We start from the raw sequence: 16,920 nt of genomic DNA on the forward strand, positions 1-16,920 counted from the left end.
ATGAGCACCGATCCCCGCGAGACGATCGCCATCGTCGGGATGGCCGCTCTCCTGCCGGGCGCGCCTGACCTGGACGCCTACTGGCGCAATCTGGTCGACGGCGTCGACGCGATCACCGACGTGCCGCCGCACCGGTGGGACGAGGAGTTCTACGATCCCGACCAGGCGCACCGGCCGGACCGGCTCTACTGCCGGCGCGGCGGCTTCGTCGACGACCACGCCACCTTCGAGCCGCTGCGGTTCGGCATCATGCCGACCTCGATCGGCGACATCGAACCCGACCAGCTGATCACGTTGCAGGTCGCCGCCGCGGCCATCGACGACGCCGGCGGCCAGGACCGGCTGCCGGACCGGGACCGGATCGGTGTCCTGCTCGGCCGGGGTGGCATCCTCAGCCCGGCCCAGGCCCGGTACGCCCAGCGGGTCCGGATGTCGAGTCAGGTCATCGGCATCCTCAAGGAGCTGATCCCGGACCTGCCGCCGGAGAGCCTGGACCGGGTCCGGCGCAAGTTCGACGAACGACTCGGCCCGCAGCAGCCCGAGGGCACCATCGGCCTGGTGCCCAACCTGGCCGCGTCGCGGGTGGCGAACCGGCTCAACCTGCGCGGCCCGTCGTACACGATCGACGCCGCGTGCGCGTCGTCGCTGATCGCCGTCGACCAGGGGATGACCGAACTGCGTGCCGGCCGGCTGGACGCGGTGCTGGCCGGCGGCGTCCACCATGTCCACGACATCAGCTTCTGGTCGGTGTTCAGCCAACTGCGGGCGCTGTCGCGCCAGGGCGAGATCCGCCCGTTCGACAGCTCCGCCGACGGGCTGCTGATCGGTGAGGGCACCGGGATCGTGGTGCTCAAGCGGCTGTCGGACGCGCTCGACGCCGGCGACCGGGTCTATGCCGTGATCCGGGGCAGCGGGGTCTCCAGTGACGGCCGTTCGGCCAGCATGTTCAACCCGGCGAGCAGCGGACAGTCGCTGGCGATCAGGCGGGCGTGGCAGTCCGCCGGCCTCGACCCGACCGACCCGGACGCGGTGGGTCTGCTGGAGGCGCACGGCACCGGCACCCCGACCGGGGACGCCGCCGAGCTGGTCACCGTCGCCGACGTCTTCGGCTCGTACCGGGGTGGTCCCCGGCCGGTGATCGGCTCGGTGAAGTCGATGATCGGGCACACGATGCCGGCGGCCGGGATCGCCGGGCTGATCAAGGCGACGCTCGCCGTTCACCGTGGGGTGCTGCCCCCGACGCTGCACTGCGGTGAACCGCGTGCGGAGATGGCCGCGACCCGATTCGCGCCGATCGCCGCCGCACAACCGTGGGAGGGTGACGGACCGCGCCGCGCCGGCGTCAACGCGTTCGGCTTCGGCGGCATCAACGCCCACCTGATCATCGAGGAGCCGTCGGCGAGCGTCGCCGCTTGGTCCGCCGGTCCGGTACCGTCGCCGGCCGCCGCCCCGGCGAACCCGACCGCCGCCGGTGCCACCGGTCCGACGGTCGCTCCGGCGACCGTGGACGAACCGGAGCTGGTGCTGTGGCTGGCCGCCGAGCAGCCGGCCGGGCTCGCCGCGCTGCTGGACCGTGACGACGCGGCGGTACGCGAGACCGGGCTGGCCTTCGCCCGGGACGCCCGTGCCGTCGAGGCTCCGGCCTGCCGCCTGGGCGTGGTGAATCCCACCGACAAGCGGCTGGCCACCGCCCGCCGGGCGGTCGAGCGGGGTGATCCGTGGCGGGGCGCCCGCGACATCTGGTTCACCTCTCGGCCGCTGCTCGGACCGAACGGCGGCGGCAAGCTGGCGTTCGTGTTCCCCGGACTGGAGGCCGAGTTCACTCCCCGTACCACTGATCTGGCCGCCCACTTCGGCCTGGCGGACCGGGAATGGTCCGCCGCCGACCTGGGCCGGCACGGGGCCGGGCTGATCGAGGTGGGCCGGTTCCTCAACGACGTGCTCGCCCGGATCGGCGTACGGCCGGATCTGGTCGGCGGGCACTCCATCGGTGAATGGGCGGCCGCCGCGGCGACCGGCCAGGTCAGCACCACCGACATGGACGGCTTCCTGAAGCTGTTCGACGCGGACTCGGTCGCGGTGTCCGGCTACGTCTTCGCGGCGATCGGTGCCGGTGCCGAGCAGGTGACGCCGCTGCTCGCCGACTGCCCGGGCGTGGTCCTGTCGCACGACAACGCGCCGGCGCAGTCGGTGGTCAACGGGCCGGAGAGCCAGGTCGACCTGCTGGTCGACGAACTACGTCGGCGCAACGTCCTGTGTCAGAAGCTGCCGTTCCGGTCGGCGTTCCACACCCCGATCTTCGCCGAGGGGCTGCGGTCGATCGGCGCGGCGCTGCAGTCCTGGAAGGTGCACCCGACATCGGTGCCGGTGTGGTCGGCGACGCTGGCCGCGCCGTTCCCGACCGACGAGGAGCAGGTCAACGAGATCTTCGTCCGGCACATGATGGAACCGGTCTGGTTCCGGCAGACCGTCGCGGCCATGTACGCGGCGGGCACGCGGGCATATCTCCAGGTGGGTGCGGGTCAGCTCGCGTCACTGATCAGTGACAACCTGCGGGGCAAGGACCACCTCGCCATGCCGGTCAACGTCGGCCACCGTACCGGCCTCGACCAGTTGCGCCGGGTGGCGACCGCGTTGTGGGTCGAGGGCGCGGCCCCGGACCTCGCGGCCCTGTCGCCGCGTCCGCCGGTGGCCAGCGTGGCGCCGGCCGCGCCAGCGTCGAACGGCTCGAACGGCGCGAAGCCGGCCGGCGGATCGGCCACCGCGAGTGGCTCCTCGTCCGGTGGTTCCTCGTCCGGTGGCGGTGCGTCCAGCGCGCCCCGGCGGGGGCCGAGTATCCGGCTGGACCTCGGCGGACCGTTGGTACGGCTGGGTCCGGGGGCGAGCGAACTTCTGGGACTCGGCAGCCGGCCGGCGGCACCAGCCGCCCCGTCGCCCGGGGAACCGACCCGACCGACGGCACCCGCCGTACCAGCCGCGCCCACCGCACAGGCGGTGCCGGCCGCGACCGCGCCGGCACGACCGGCGGACCCGGTTGAACCGGCGGATCCGTCGCCGGCCGGCAACGGCACCACGACCCAGAATCCGGGCGCTCTGACGGCGTTGCATCAGTTGGCCGGACGGTCCAAGGCGGCCGCCGAACTCGCCGCGCTGCTGCGTGACGCCGCCGATGGCGCGGTCAGCGTGCTGGACGCCGCCACCCGACCCGGCGCGTCGGGCGCTCCAGCCGCCGCGCCGCCGGCTGCCACGCCGCCCGCCGCCGCGCCGGCTCCCGCGCCGCCCGCCGCCGCGCCGGCTGCCACGCCGCCCGCCGCCGCGCCGGCTGCCACGCCGCCCGCCGCCGCGCCGGCTCCCGCGCCGCCGACTCCGGCTCCGGTGGCGCGGCCGAGTCTGCCGGTCCGTACGGAGATCGCCCGCAACATCCTGCGGGTCTCCGTCGACACCATGCCCTACCTGCGGGACCACTGTTTCTTCGTCCAGCCCGACGACTGGCCGCACGCCGAGGACCGCTGGCCGGTGGTACCGGCCACCACGGTCGTGTACCACATGATGGACGCGGTCGCCCAAGCCGTACCGGGGATGCGGGTGGTAGGGGTGCGCGACGCCCGGTTCAACCGGTGGACGATCGCCGCGCCCGGTCAGGACGTGGAAATCAGCGTCAAGGTGGCCGGTCCGGACCAGTACGCGGTCACCTTCGGCAGCTACGCCCGGGCGACCGTCGAGGTGGCCGCCGTCTACCCGGCACCGGTCGAGCCGCCGTGGACCCACGACCCCGCCACCGAGAAGCCGCCGAGGATCAGTGCCGAGGAGATGTACTCCGAGCGGCTCATGTTCCACGGGCCGCAGTTCCAGGGCGTGACCGCCGTACACGCCCTCGGCGAGATGCACGTCCGGGGTGTGGTGACGGCACCGGTGCCCCCGGGAGCCCTGCTCGACAACGCGTTGCAGCTGATCGGCAACTGGCTCATCACCACGCAGCCGTTCCGTACCGTGGCCCTTCCAGTCGGCCTCAACCGGGTCCGGTTCTTCGGCCCGCCGCCAGCGCCCGGTACGGCGTTCGAATGCGTCGCCCGGGTCCGGTCCATCGACGACACGCAACTGGTGGCCGACACCCAGCTGTTCATCGGCGACCGGGTCTGGGCGCAGATCGACGGCGCGGTCGACCGTCGGTTCGACAGCCACCCGCAGGCCAGGCCGGCGGAACGGTTCCCGGAGCGCCACCCGATGTCGCTGCGGCAGCCCGAAGGCTGGACGGTGGTATTCGACGCCTGGACCGACCTGGTGACCCTGTCGATGGCGTCGCGCGGCATCCTCGGTACGGCGGCGTTCGCCGACTACGAGCGTCAGCCGGCGAAGACCCGTAAGCAGTGGTTGCTCGGCCGGATCGCGGCCAAGGACGCGGTGCGGTTCCGGCAGTGGGAGGCCGGGCACACCGACGTCTACCCGATCGAGTTGACCATCGCGAACGATCCGAATGGCCGTCCCCGGGTGGATCTGCGGCCCGGCCGGGGACTGCAGGAATGCGACCTGTCGCTGGCGCACAGTGCCGAGATCGCGGTCGCGATTGCCGGGCCGGCGCGACCCCGCCCGGACGCGCCCGGCGTCGGCATCGACGTCGTCGAACTCGTCGAGCGGCCGGAGAGCACCCTGCGGTACGCGCTGTCCGACCCGGAGTTGGCCCTGCTCGACCGGATCGCCACTGCCAGCGGCACCGACCGGCAGTACTGGTTCGCCCGGTTCTGGGCGGCCAAGGAAGCGGCAGGTAAGGCCGAGGGGACCGGGTTGGACAACGCTCCGAGGCGGCTACGGGTCACCGCCGTGGACGGCGACACGCTGATGGTCGCGGTCGCCGGACGGACCTACCGGGTTGTCTGCCGTGAGATTGAGAACCCGGCTGATCTGCCGCCCCGGCGGTACGTCGTGGGCTGGACCCACGGCCCAGAAGGCCACTGACCGTACGCCGATTCCGACAGCACACCGCCACGACAAGGAGAACACCCATGCCCGCGGACCACGACACCATCCTGGCGGAAATCTCCCAGATGCTCCGCGCGGTGCTCGCCGGGGTCGAGCCCGAGGACGAGATCACCCGCGACACCAGCTTCCGCGACGACCTCGAGATGGAAAGCATCGACGTGATCGCTCTCGCCGGCCGGCTGCAGGCACGGTACGGCGACGCGGTCAACTTCGCGCAGTACGTCGCGTCGCTCGACATGGATTCGGTACGGGCGCTGCGGGTCGGTGAGCTGGTCGACCACATCTCGGCCGAGCTCGACAAGAACCCGTCGCCGACGGCGGCCGCGGTGCCGGCGCAGGTGGCCGGCCAGTGACCATGGTCCGGGCCAACGGCCTGGTGATGCACGTCCAGCAGCTGCCCCCGGCCGCTGGGGGCACCTCGGCCGCTGGCGGCACCGCCCGGCCCGGTCCGTCGGCCGGCACGGGCGCGCCGCCCGGGACCGGCACGGGGGTAGTGGACGCGGCGGCGAGCGACGGTACCGCCGAACCGTCGGCGCCGTCGGTCACCGCAGTGCCGACGGCCGTGCTGATCCACGGCATCGGCTCGGACAATCTGGCGAGCTGGTACCTCAGCCTCGCCCATCCGCTGACCGCCGCCGGGTTCCGGGTCGTCATGTACGACCTGCGTGGGCACGGCCGCACCGAGCGCCCGCCCACCGGCTACCGAGTCGACGACCTCGTCGACGACCTCGCCGCGCTCCTCGACCAGCTCGGGGTACGGGAACCGGTGCACCTGCTGGGCAATTCGCTCGGCGGCACGATCGCGTTCAGCTTCGCCGCCCGGCAACCGGCGCGGGTGGCCTCCATCGTCGCGGTCGAGGCGGCCCCGCCCACCGCCGACTGGCTGGCCCGGGTCGGTCGGCAGCTCGCTCGGGCCGCCGCACCGGCCACGGCCGACGACGACACGGCCCTGGTCTCTCAGCGGGGCGAGCGGGGTGCGCGGTACGCGGCAGCCGTACGGCAGCTGCTCGCCACCACCACCGCCGGTCGGGACCTGCCCGCCAGCACGGCGCTCGGCCCGGCTGACCTGAGCGCTGTCGGCTGTCCGGTGCTCGGCGTGTTCGGCAGCGACTCGGCGGCGATCGATCTCGCCCCGGTGGTGGCCGAACTGCTGCCGCAAACCCGGCTCGTGGTGGTACCGGGGCATCGGCACGCGGTCCTGGTCACTGCCCGCGACCAGGTACGGGAACTGGTGCTGCCCTGGCTCGCCCAGCGGGTCACCAGCGGCGACGCACCAGTAGCGACTGGCTCACCGGCCCTGCGTCGCTGAACCAGCTCGACAACCAGGCGGTGAACCAGCTCGACATGAGGCGTGAACCGCTCGACACCAGGCGTCAACCGCTCGACACCAGGCGTCAACCGCTCGACATGAGGCGTGAACCGCTCGACACCAGGAGGTTTCCCCATGAGTAGTGCTGCACCCGGACGGGCGATCATCATCAGCAGTGGCCGGTGCGGGTCCACGCTGCTGTCCGACCTGATCGTCGCCGAACCGGAGACGCTGTCGGTCCAGGAGTTCTTCATGGCTACGCCGGCCTGGGCGAAATCCGGCACGGAGATCACCGGGGAGGCGTACTGGGCGGTGCTCAGCAGCCCGAAGCCGGAGCTCAGCACCTTGTTCACCATCGGCCTGCCGCCCAAGGAGGTGCGCTATCCCAGCGACGGCCGCTGGTCGGGGGCGCTGGCTGAGCTGCCTCAGCTGCTGGCGATCACGCTGCCCAAGCTGACCGACGACCCCGACGCGCTGTTCGACGAGCTCGCCGACCAGGTTCCGGCGTTCCCGGTGCAGTCGTTCGCCGCGCACCACCGGATGTTCCTGGATCTGCTCACCAGGCTGACCGGTAAGCGCCGGTGGGTGGAGCGCTCCGGCGGTTCGAGCCAGATCGCGCCGTACCTGTTGCGGTCCTTCGGCGACACCAAGATCGTGTATCTGACCCGGAACTGGCCGGACACCGCGCGGTCGATGAGCCGGCACCCGTCGTTCCAGCTCATCCAGCTGCGCCTGGAGTTCGTCTCTCGATGCGGCATCGATCCGTTCCAGATGACCCCGGACCAGAAGGTGCCGGCGGAGCTGGAGCACCTGCTGCCGGACCGGATCACCGCCGATCTACTGCGTGAACGCGGCGAGGACAGCAAGCGTTACCTGGGCCTGTGCGCCTTCATGAGCGCCCAGGCCGAACAGGCGCTGGTCGACAACCCGCCGGCCCAACTGCTCACGATGCGCTACGAGGACCTGGTCGCCGATCCGGTGCCGGAACTGAACCGCCTCGGTGAGTTCCTCGACTTCGCTGATCCGGACGACTGGGCGCGGCAGGTCGCCGGCCAGGTGAGCCGGGGCGGTGCGGTGCGCCAACCAGCTGTCGCCTGATCAACGAAGGTGTCCACCCCAACCACACCACTGTAGAGGGAGAGAACGGTTGATGCGTAGGTTACGCCCATCTGCGGGCCGGTCGGTCGCCGCCGCCGTGCTCGTCGGGCTGGTCCTGGCGGCAGGACCAGCGGCGGCGGCACCGGTGGCGGGTCCCGATTCCGCAGCTGGCACCGACGGCCATGGCGGGCATCACGGCGACCTCCGGCACGAGGCGACGCTGCTCGCCAAGGCGCCGGTCGACGAGTGCTTCGTCGACATCGGCATCGACTACCCGGCGGGACCACCGTGCGAGACGGGGCAGCCCAAGGTCAACCAGTCCTACGTCTGGGGCATGACCCGCTACAAGCATCGGTTGTGGTTCGGCACCGGCGCCAACATCAACTGCATGACGAGCGGCAACAACCTGCGCAACACGCAGCCGACCCGTAACGACGACTGGGTCTGCGAGTACGGCCAGAGCCAGATCGCCCGCTACAACCCGGATCTGCCGCCGACGCTCGGCGACCACCGTGCTCCGCGCATCTACACGTACGACACCAAGAGCCGGCAGATGGTCGAGCGCACCGACGCGGTGCGCAACGCCTCGTCCGACGACGCGTACCGGCTGACCACCACCGCCGGCCTACGCTCGGCCGGCAACCACCGAGGCGTCGTACTGCTCGGCGGCCCGGCGCTCGGCGCGACGCTCAACCTGTTCGCCTTCAACGCCGACACCGGGGCGTTCCTGGGTTCCCGCAACTTCACCCAGTACGGCAACATCCGCCACTTCCTGGTGGCCGACAACGAGCTCTACACCGGGGTCGGCGTCGGGCCGAACGGCGGTGAGCGGGGCCTGGTGCTGCGCTGGACCGGCAGCAAGTCGGATCCGTTCAGCTTCGTCGAGGTGGCGAACCTGCCGGCGCAGGCCGTCGACCTGGCCGCGCACCAGGGTCGGATCTACGTGACCACCTGGGTCGGTGCGGAAGCCACCATGGCGCAGGCCACCGCTGGTCCGTTCTCGCCGACCGCCGACATCGCCGACCCGGTCACCGCCGACGACCCTGAGCCGGCGAACGTCGCTGGCGTGTGGATGAGCCCGAAGCTGTCCGAGAACGGCCCGGGCCTGGACCCCTCCGACGCGGACCGGTGGACCCGGGTGTGGAGCGTGTTGGACTACGAACCGGACCCGATCATCGCACGCACCTACGGGCTGGGTGGCCTCGCCTCCTACGGCGGCTACCTCTACTGGGGCACCATGCACGTGCCGCTGAAGTCCACCACTGTGCACCTGGCCGTCTACCCACCCACCGACGAGCAGGGTGTCCGTGACTCGGTTCGCAACACCCAGCGCGCGATCGGCATTTTCCGGGGCAGCTTCAAGGGCCACGGCCACGGCCATCACGGCCACACATCCGGTGGACCCGGCCACGGTGGACCCGGGCACGGCCACGGCCAGCGGATCGACCTGCTGTACGGCGCGGCTGAACTTCCCGCCTACGATCCGGCGGCCGCCGACGGCGCCGGCGCCTGGGCCACGGTGCCGACGGGCTACACCCCGCTGTACGGGGCGTCCGGATTCGACAACCCGTTCCTCAACTACACCTGGAAGATGGTGGTGGCCGGTGGCCGGCTCTACGTCGGCACCATGGACTGGAGCTACATGGCCAAGGAACTGGCGGACGCGCCGGAGCTGCCCGAGGAGCTTCCGTACGGTGCCGACCTGTGGATGTTCGAGTCTCCGCACCGGGCGGCGACCGCCGTGGACACGAGCGGACTCGGAAATTATCTCAATTACGGGGTCCGCAGCATGGTGGTGGACGGGTCCACGGTATACCTCGGTATGGCCAACCCGATGAATCTGCGGACCGATTTGACCGACGATGTACCTGAGGGTGGTTGGGAGTTGATCAAGTTGACTCCCAAGCACCACTGACCACGTAACGACCGAAAGTAGGTAGGCGATGGCACGGTACCGGCACCGGCTGGTGGCTCCTGTCCTGATGGGCGCGCTTGTCGCGCTGATCGCGGGCTGCACCTCGGTGCCGGACCGGGCGTCGCCGTCGTCGCCGTCGTCGCCGTCGGTATCGCCGGAATCGTCCGCGCCGGACGACTCCGGCGACACCGGCGATGACGGTCGACCGGATACCGGCGACCCGGCCGGCCGGCCGGCCGACCTGCCGCCGGCCGGCTCGTCGGAGCAGACGATCACCGTCGACGGCTACGAGCGGACCTTCCGTCTCTACCGGCCCGGTGGTCTGGCCGAGGACACCCCGGCACCGTTGCTCGTCATGCTGCACGGTGTGCTCGGCACCGGCCAGCAGGCCGAGTCGTGGTACGGCTGGAACGCGGTCGCCGACCGGGAGGGGTTCGTGGTCGCCTACCCGGACGCGCGCAACCGCGCCTGGGCGGTGACCGACGAGTGCTGCGGCGCGTCTGCCCGGGACGGGATCGACGACGCCGGGTTCGTCCTGGCCGTGGTGGAATCCCTGCGGCAGCGGATGACCCTCGACCCGGACCGGCTCTACCTGTCGGGGATCTCCAACGGCGGAATGCTCGCCTACAAGCTGGTCTGCGAATCCTCGGTGTTCGCGGCGGTGGCGGTGGTGGCCACGACCATGCTCACCGACTGCTCGGCCGCCGTACCGATCTCCGTCCTACACATTCACGGCACCGCTGACGACACGATCCCCTACACCGGCGGTACGGGCCGGCGGGAGGGCGCGTCCCGGGGCCGGGTGCCGGACACGGTCGACGGCCCGCCGGTGCCGGATCTGGTCCGCCGATGGCAGCGGATCGACGACTGCGCTCCGGCCCAGACCCGTACCGAGGCGACGGTGACCACGTCGACCGCCTCCTGCCCGGGTGGCCGCGACGTCACGCTGATCACCATCGACGGCGCCGGCCACCAGTGGCCCGGTTCGTCGCCCGGCGCGGCCAGCCGGCTGCTCGGGCTGGATCCGCCCGCGACCGAAATCGACGCCACCACCACCAGTTGGAATTTCCTCGCCGCCCACGCCAAGCCGGCGTGACCCGCAAGCCGGCCCGCCCCCGTCGAGCGACCTGATCGAACCGCCCACCCAGGAGAGGCCCAGATGCCGAACACCGCCCCTGACCCTACGGTCGAGGTCGTTGACCTGGTCAAACGTTTCCCTGGTCAGGACCGCAACGCGATCGACGGGCTGTCGTTCCAGGTGCCCGTCGGTGAGGTCTTCGGGCTGCTGGGCCCGAACGGGGCGGGCAAGTCGACCACGGTCGGCGTGCTCACCACGACGATCCGCGCCACCAGCGGCACCGCCCGGGTGGACGGGGTGGACGTGTCGCGGCACCCGGTGGCGGCCCGCACCCGGTTCGCCGTCGTGCCCCAGTACAACAACCTCGATCGCGCGCTGACCCCCCGACAGAACCTGCTCTACCACGCCGCCTACCACGGGGTGTCCCGCGCCGAGCGGCAGCAGCGCGCGCAACGCCTGCTGACCGAGTTCGGCCTGGAGAAGCAGGCCGACGCCCGGGTCGACTTCTTCTCCGGTGGGATGGCCCAACGGCTGATGATCGCCCGGGCGCTGATGCACGACCCCCGGGTTTTGTTCCTCGACGAGCCGACCAACGGCCTCGAACCGCAGGCCCGGCTGCTGATCCGTACCCGCATCCGGCAGCTGCGGGAACGCGGGGTCACCGTCGTGTTGACCAGCCACGAGATGGCCGAGGTGGCGGAACTGGTCGACCGGGTCGCGATCGTGGACCACGGGCGGCTGCTCACTCTGGACACCCCGGCCAACCTGGTTCGCCAGATCGCCGGGCGGTCGACGCTCGACCTGGTGGTGGTGCCCGGGGCGGGCGACGAGGCGGGGTCGGTGGTGGACGCGCTGCGGGACATCGAGGGTGTCCGCAGCGCGGAACTGACCGGCGGAGGTGGACCGGTCGCCGGACCGCCCGGTCAGCGGGCCGGCGGCAACGGGCTCGCGGCACTCGCAGCCGCCGGATCGGATCCGCGGATCGCGGCGAAGATCGCGGCGGCCCGTTCCGACCCCCGGATCGCGGCACGGCTCGCCGCAGCCGCCGGCGCCGGTGTCGGCGCCGACACCGGCGCGGGTGCCGGTGCCAATGGTGGCGCGAGCGGTCGGGCCGGCGGCGCCGGGGGTGCGGCCGCTGTCACGACCGCGTCCGGGGCCGCCGCACCGACCGGTGAGCATGCCGGGTCGTGTCGGTTGCGCCTGCACCTGGACGCCGACCCGGCCGGGGTGCTGGGTCCGGCGCTGGCCGTGCTGAGCGCTCGTTCGGCCCGACTCGTAGACGTGCACATCGGGCGGCCGGGCCTGGAGGACATCTTCCTCACCCTGACCGGGAAGGACATCCGTTGACCCTCGCCGATACCGCTGATACCGCCGACGCCGCACCCCCCGCCGACTCCGCAGGTCCGCGCCGTACCGGCACCGGGCCGGCCCGCCCACCGGTGGCCCGGGCGTTCGCCGCCATCGTCTGGCGTGACCTGTTCGTCGCCGGCAAGGACCTCTGGTTCCTGCTCGCCCAGGTGCTGATGACGCCCCTGTTCATGCTCTTCATCTTCACCCGGGTGCTGACCATGCAGGGGATCGTCGGCGTCGGATTCGCCGACATCCTGTTGCCCGGCACGGTGGCGCTCGCGACGTTCACCACGTCGCTGCAGAGCGTCGCCGTACCACTGGTCAAGGAGTTCGGCTTCACCCGGGAGATCGAGGACCGGCTGCTGTCGCCGTTGCCGACCGCCCTGGTCGCCGTGGGCAAACTGGTGGTCGCCACGCTGCGCGGTCTGCTCGCCGCGGTGCTGGTCTATCCGGTGGGTGCGCTCGTCGTGGGCACGGCACCCGGCCGATGGTCGTCGGTGCCGCTCGCGTTGCTGATCGTCCTGCTGGCCGGTTGGGTCGGCGCCGCGCTGGGAATGACGCTGGCGACGGTGCTGCCGCTGCAGCGCATCCAGGCGACGTTCTCGCTGTTCATCACGCCGATCATCTGGACCGGCTGCGTGCACTACCCGTGGCAGCGGCTGGCGGAGATGCCGTGGTTCCAGGTCGCCACCGCGATCAACCCGATGACGTACGCCGCCGAAGGGCTGCGGGCGGCGCTGGCACCGCACGTTACCCACCTTCCGGTCTGGGTGTGCCTGCTGGTGCTGGGCGCGGTCGCCACCGTCGCCACGGTGGCCGCGCTCCGGACGTTCACCCGGCGGGCGATCAGGTGATGCGGTAGATCCGCTGGGCGTTGCCGGCGAAGACGGCGCGACGCTGCGACTCGGACAGCCCGGCGCACGCCGCGTGCACCACGCCCAGCCATCGTCGGTAGCCGGTGGCCAGGGTCGCCACCGGCCAGTCCCCGCCGAACAGGCACCGGTCCGGCCCGAACACGGCTAGGGCGTGGGCCAGGTACGGCACCAGGTCGGCACCGCGCCAGCCGGTTCCCGCCTCGGTGGCCAGGCCGGACAGTTTGCAGACGACGTTGGGCAGCTGGGCCAGCCGGGCCAGTTCGTCGCGCCAGCCCGGACCCGGTCCACCCGGCATATCGTCGGGTTCATCGGCGTCGTCCGGTCCGGTCGACTCGGTGGCGACCGGCGGCTTGCCGAGGTGGTCGAGGACGAAGGTCACCTCGGGCACCTGCGCGACCAGGCTGGTCACCTCGGCCAGTTGATGGTGCCGGACGCACAGGTCGAAGGTGAGTCCGCAGTCGCGCAGCAGCCGTACGCCGCGCAGAAAGGCGTCGGTGCGCAGGAAGCCCGCCGGCTCGTCCTGGACGTTACGCCGGATCCCGGTCACCAGCGGGTGAGCGCGGAGCGCGGCTAGGCGGTCGGCGGCCCGGTCGCCGTGTTCGACCGGCAGGTGAGCTACGACAGCCTGGAGCGATGGCCAGTCGGCGGCGAGCTGTTCGATCCACCGCACCTCGTCGTGGGCGCGGGCGTCGCTGCGCCCGGCTTCGACGACGACCGCCGCGTCCAGACGGAATCCGCTGGTCGCCAGGTTGGCGGTAGCGGTGGTCAGGTCGGCCGGCAGGTAGCTGCGCCGCAACGCCGGCACCTGCCGCAGCCACGGATACTCGAACCGGTCCGGATCCCACAGATGCAGATGCGCGTCGACGACCGGGATGGGCGTGTCAGGTCGTGATCCGGTGGTCTGCTGCGTTCCAGAGGGCATTCCGCTCCCGAATGGCGTGTCCGATGATCGACGGTCCGACGGCGAGTCCGGGCCACCTCGATCCTGGACCAGATCGGTCAGTGGGTAAAGGGGAGGTTGATCACCACAAGATGGTGACTTAATGAGTTAAAAGATGGCATGTCACGTTACGGTCAGTTCCAGGATTCGGCGTACGGCTGCTGGCCGACCCGACGGTCGAGACCTTCTCTGACCGGTCGGCGCGGTCGGCTGATCGTGGTTGGTGGAGGTCGGTCATGGCGGAGCGGACCAGCGTCGAGAAGTCACCGTCGCGGCCGACCGTACGGCCCGAGACACCCGGCACCAGCAGATACCCGGGACCGGTACGCCGTACCGTCGCCGGCGACTCGCTTGCCCGGCTGCTGCGGACCACCGACGCCAAGCAGATCGGCCTGCTCTACCTCGCCACCTCGTTCGGGTACTTCGTCGCCGGCGGCGTGATGGCGCTGCTGATGCGGGCCGAACTGGCCCGTCCCGGGATGCAGCTGCTCTCCCCGGAGCAGTACAACCAGCTGTTCACCATGCACGGCACGATCATGATGCTGCTGTTCGCCACCCCGCTGGTGTTCGGGTTCGCCAACTATCTGGTGCCGTTGCAGATCGGCGCCCCGGACGTGTCGTTCCCCCGGCTCAACGCCCTGGCGTACTGGCTCTACCTGTTCGGCGGGCTGTTGGTGATGGGCGGGTTCCTGACCCCGGGCGGCGCACCCGACTTCGGCTGGTTCGCGTACACGCCGTTGAGCCTGAGCGAGCACACCCCCGGCGTCGGTGCCAACATGTGGATCGTCGGACTGGTGGTCTCCGGCCTCGGAACGATCCTCGGCTCGGTGAATCTGATCGCCACCATCCTGACGCTGCGGGCTCCCGGGATGACGATGTTCCGGATGCCGATCTTCACCTGGAACATCCTGATCACCGCGCTGCTGGTGATCCTGGTGTTCCCGCTGCTGGCCGCCGCCCTGCTGGCGCTGCTCGCCGACCGGCTGCTCGGCGCGCACGTCTACGCTCCGGCCACAGGTGGTCCGCTGCTGTGGCAGCACCTGTTCTGGTTCTTCGGCCACCCCGAGGTGTACATCGTCGCGCTGCCGTTCTTCGGCATCATCAGCGAGATCATCCCGGTCTTCTCCCGCAAACCGATCTTCGGCTACAAGGGCCTGGTCGCCGCGACGATCGCGATCGCGGCGCTGTCGATGAGCGTCTGGGCGCACCACATGTTCGGCACCGGGCAGGTGCTGCTGCCGTTCTTCTCGCTGCTCAGCTTCCTCATCGCCGTCCCCACCGGGATCAAGTTCTTCAACTGGATCGGCACCATGTGGAAGGGGCAACTGACCTTCGAGACCCCGATGCTGTTCGCCGTCGGCTTCCTGGTGACCTTCCTGCTCGGCGGGTTGACCGGGGTACTGCTGGCCAGCCCGCCGATCGACTTCCAGGTCACCGACACCTACTTCGTGGTGGCGCACTTTCACTACGTGCTGTTCGGCACGATCGTGTTCGCCGCGTTCGGCGGCATCTACTTCTGGTTCCCCAAGATGACCGGTCGACTGCTCGACGAGCGACTCGGCAGGGTGCACTTCTGGACGATGTTCATCGGGTTCCACCTGACGTTCCTGGTCCACCACTGGCTCGGCAGCGAGGGCTTTCCCCGCCGGTACGCCGACTACCTGCCGACCGACGGCTTCACCACGCTGAACACGATCTCCACGATCGGCTCTTTCGTCCTCGGCACCTCCACGCTGTTCTTCATCTGGAACGTCTGGAAGTCGTACCGCTTCGGCGAGCGGGTCGTCGTCCACGATCCGTGGGGCTTCGGCAACTCGCTGGAATGGGCCACCACCTGCCCGCCGCCGCTGCGTAACTTCGACCAGCTGCCCCGGATCCGGTCGGAACGGCCCGCCTTCGAGGCCAAGTACGGCACGTTCGTCGCGGATCTCGGCCGGGACCTGCCACAACGTGACACCGAACCGCCGCAGCATCTCGTCGACGAACTGCGCCGCGAGGACGGCGGTGGCCGACCCGCACCGGCCGGTGCCGCCCGAGGGCCGGCCGAGGTGTCCACCTTCCGACCGGATCCGGTGTCGGGTGCTCGGGCGGTCCAGGTGCCGCCCCTGGCGGAGGTACGTCGGCCGAGCTTCGAACACACCACTGAGCCAGAGGACTTCCTCGGCGCACAACGCGGACCGCAGGAGCGCCGTTGGCGGCTTCCTTCCGCTGGCCCGGGATCCGCCGGCCCGGGCTCCAGCGGCCCGGGCTCCAGCGGGCCGGGATTCGACCCGGACCCGGCCGCCGACGACGGACCGGACGCCGACCCGGCGACTGATCGCAACGACTGATCGCAACGACTGATCGGAGGGACTGATCGGGTCGGGACGTCGGGGGTGTAGCCATCGATGACGTCGGGTACCCGTATATTTCGTGGGTTCGCGCCGTCGACGCCGGCGCGATGGCGTTTCGGCCCGCCACCGGTCCATGACCGGCCGTACGACAAGGGGCGTCCGCGCGCCCGGCGGATGGACGGGCGGACCGTCGGGCGGATCATGGCGTCGGGCGGCCCACGGTGCGGCCGGTAGCCGCGAAGGTGAACCCCGGACACCGATTCTTCGTTGGTGGGGATATGGCACCGAGGCGGGCGGCGCCGGTGACCATTCGGTGACGGAGGAACAGTGACGGTAGACGTACGCAACGAGACGGTCCGGTCGGCCCACGCGCCGACGATCGGGCTACTGGTCCAGCTCGGCCTGCTGACAGCGCTCGCGGGCACGGTCGGACTCGGCGTCGCGGGCTGGCTGGCGGCGCTGGCGTACGGCGTGGCGACCTGGGCGCTGCTCACCCGGGCGCTGCAACGCTCCGACGTGGCCGGTTGGGGGCCGGCGGACACCGTCACCCTGGCGCGCGGCACGCTGGTCGGGGTGGTGACCGCGCTGGTCGCCGACTCGTTCTTCGACCCGGTCCCCGTCGCGCTGCTGGTCGCGCTCGCAGCGGTCGCGTTGGCCATGGACGGCGTCGACGGTCAGGTTGCCCGCCGCACCGGTACGTCGTCGCGGCTCGGCGCCCGGTTCGACATGGAGACCGATTCGGCGCTGGTGTTGGTGCTCAGCGTGTTCGTGGCGGTCTCGGTCGGCTGGTGGGTGCTGGCGATCGGGGCGTTCCGCTACGTCTTCGCGGCAGCCGCCCGAGCCTGGCCCTGGCTGCGGGCACCGCTGCCGCCGAGGTACGGACGCAAGGTGGTGGCCGCTGCCCAGGGCATCGCGTTGGTGGTTGCCAGCGCGGGTGTCTTCCCGGTCGGCTGGACGGCCGTCGGGCTAGCTGCGGCGTTGGCGACGTTGATCTGGTCCTTCGGCCGCGACGTGCACTGGCTGTGGCGTACCCGGGCGTCGGTCA

At 71.1% G+C, this 16,920-nt stretch carries 9 protein-coding genes and 2 pseudogenes; 10 read left to right on the forward strand and 1 reads right to left on the reverse strand.

Annotated features, from left to right (window positions below):
- From O7632_RS16555 to O7632_RS16590, 8 genes are all read left to right on the forward strand, one after another.
- On the forward strand, positions 1-4,953 hold the full coding sequence (locus O7632_RS16555) for a type I polyketide synthase (protein ID WP_278115389.1): 4,953 nt from the start codon (positions 1-3) through the stop codon (positions 4,951-4,953).
- A gap of 47 nt (positions 4,954-5,000) precedes the next feature.
- The gene (locus tag O7632_RS16560) at positions 5,001-5,330 is read left to right on the forward strand and encodes an acyl carrier protein (protein WP_278115391.1); all 330 of its coding nucleotides are present in this window, start codon (positions 5,001-5,003) and stop codon (positions 5,328-5,330) included.
- Between the two features lie 2 nt (positions 5,331-5,332).
- Complete coding sequence (locus tag O7632_RS16565) at positions 5,333-6,286, forward strand: alpha/beta fold hydrolase (RefSeq protein ID WP_278120107.1); 954 nt, start codon at positions 5,333-5,335, stop codon at positions 6,284-6,286.
- A gap of 135 nt (positions 6,287-6,421) precedes the next feature.
- Positions 6,422-7,384, forward strand: coding sequence for a sulfotransferase domain-containing protein (locus O7632_RS16570; protein WP_278115392.1), 963 nt, complete (start codon positions 6,422-6,424; stop codon positions 7,382-7,384).
- A 52-nt stretch (positions 7,385-7,436) separates the two neighbouring features.
- Positions 7,437-9,299 (forward strand): hypothetical protein, encoded by a 1,863-nt coding sequence (locus tag O7632_RS16575; RefSeq protein ID WP_278115393.1) that lies wholly within the window; start codon positions 7,437-7,439, stop codon positions 9,297-9,299.
- Positions 9,300-9,327: 28 nt separating this feature from the next.
- A complete protein-coding gene (locus tag O7632_RS16580) occupies positions 9,328-10,395 on the forward strand; it encodes a PHB depolymerase family esterase (RefSeq protein ID WP_278115395.1) in 1,068 nt (355 codons plus the stop codon).
- Positions 10,396-10,458: 63 nt separating this feature from the next.
- Positions 10,459-11,724 (forward strand): ABC transporter ATP-binding protein, encoded by a 1,266-nt coding sequence (locus O7632_RS16585; RefSeq protein WP_278115396.1) that lies wholly within the window; start codon positions 10,459-10,461, stop codon positions 11,722-11,724.
- Complete coding sequence (locus O7632_RS16590) at positions 11,721-12,581, forward strand: ABC transporter permease (RefSeq protein ID WP_278115398.1); 861 nt, start codon at positions 11,721-11,723, stop codon at positions 12,579-12,581. Before O7632_RS16585 ends, O7632_RS16590 begins: the two co-directional genes overlap by 4 nt.
- Here O7632_RS16590 and O7632_RS16595 read toward each other — a convergent pair.
- A complete protein-coding gene (locus O7632_RS16595; protein WP_278115400.1) occupies positions 12,574-13,524 on the reverse strand; it encodes an amidohydrolase family protein in 951 nt (316 codons plus the stop codon). The genes O7632_RS16590 and O7632_RS16595 overlap by 8 nt on opposite strands.
- 254 nt (positions 13,525-13,778) lie before the next feature.
- On the opposite strand from O7632_RS16595, the pseudogene ctaD reads away from it, so the two are divergent.
- Both ctaD and O7632_RS16605 read left to right on the forward strand, forming a co-directional pair.
- Positions 13,779-15,767 (forward strand): annotated as a pseudogene (gene ctaD / locus O7632_RS16600) (cytochrome c oxidase subunit I); the annotation flags it as partial.
- Positions 15,768-16,202: 435 nt separating this feature from the next.
- Positions 16,203-16,916: pseudogene (locus O7632_RS16605) on the forward strand (CDP-alcohol phosphatidyltransferase family protein); the annotation flags it as partial.
- Positions 16,917-16,920: the final 4 nt, after the last annotated feature.

Source organism: Solwaraspora sp. WMMD406 (assembly GCF_029626025.1).
Classification (GTDB): domain Bacteria; phylum Actinomycetota; class Actinomycetes; order Mycobacteriales; family Micromonosporaceae; genus Micromonospora_E.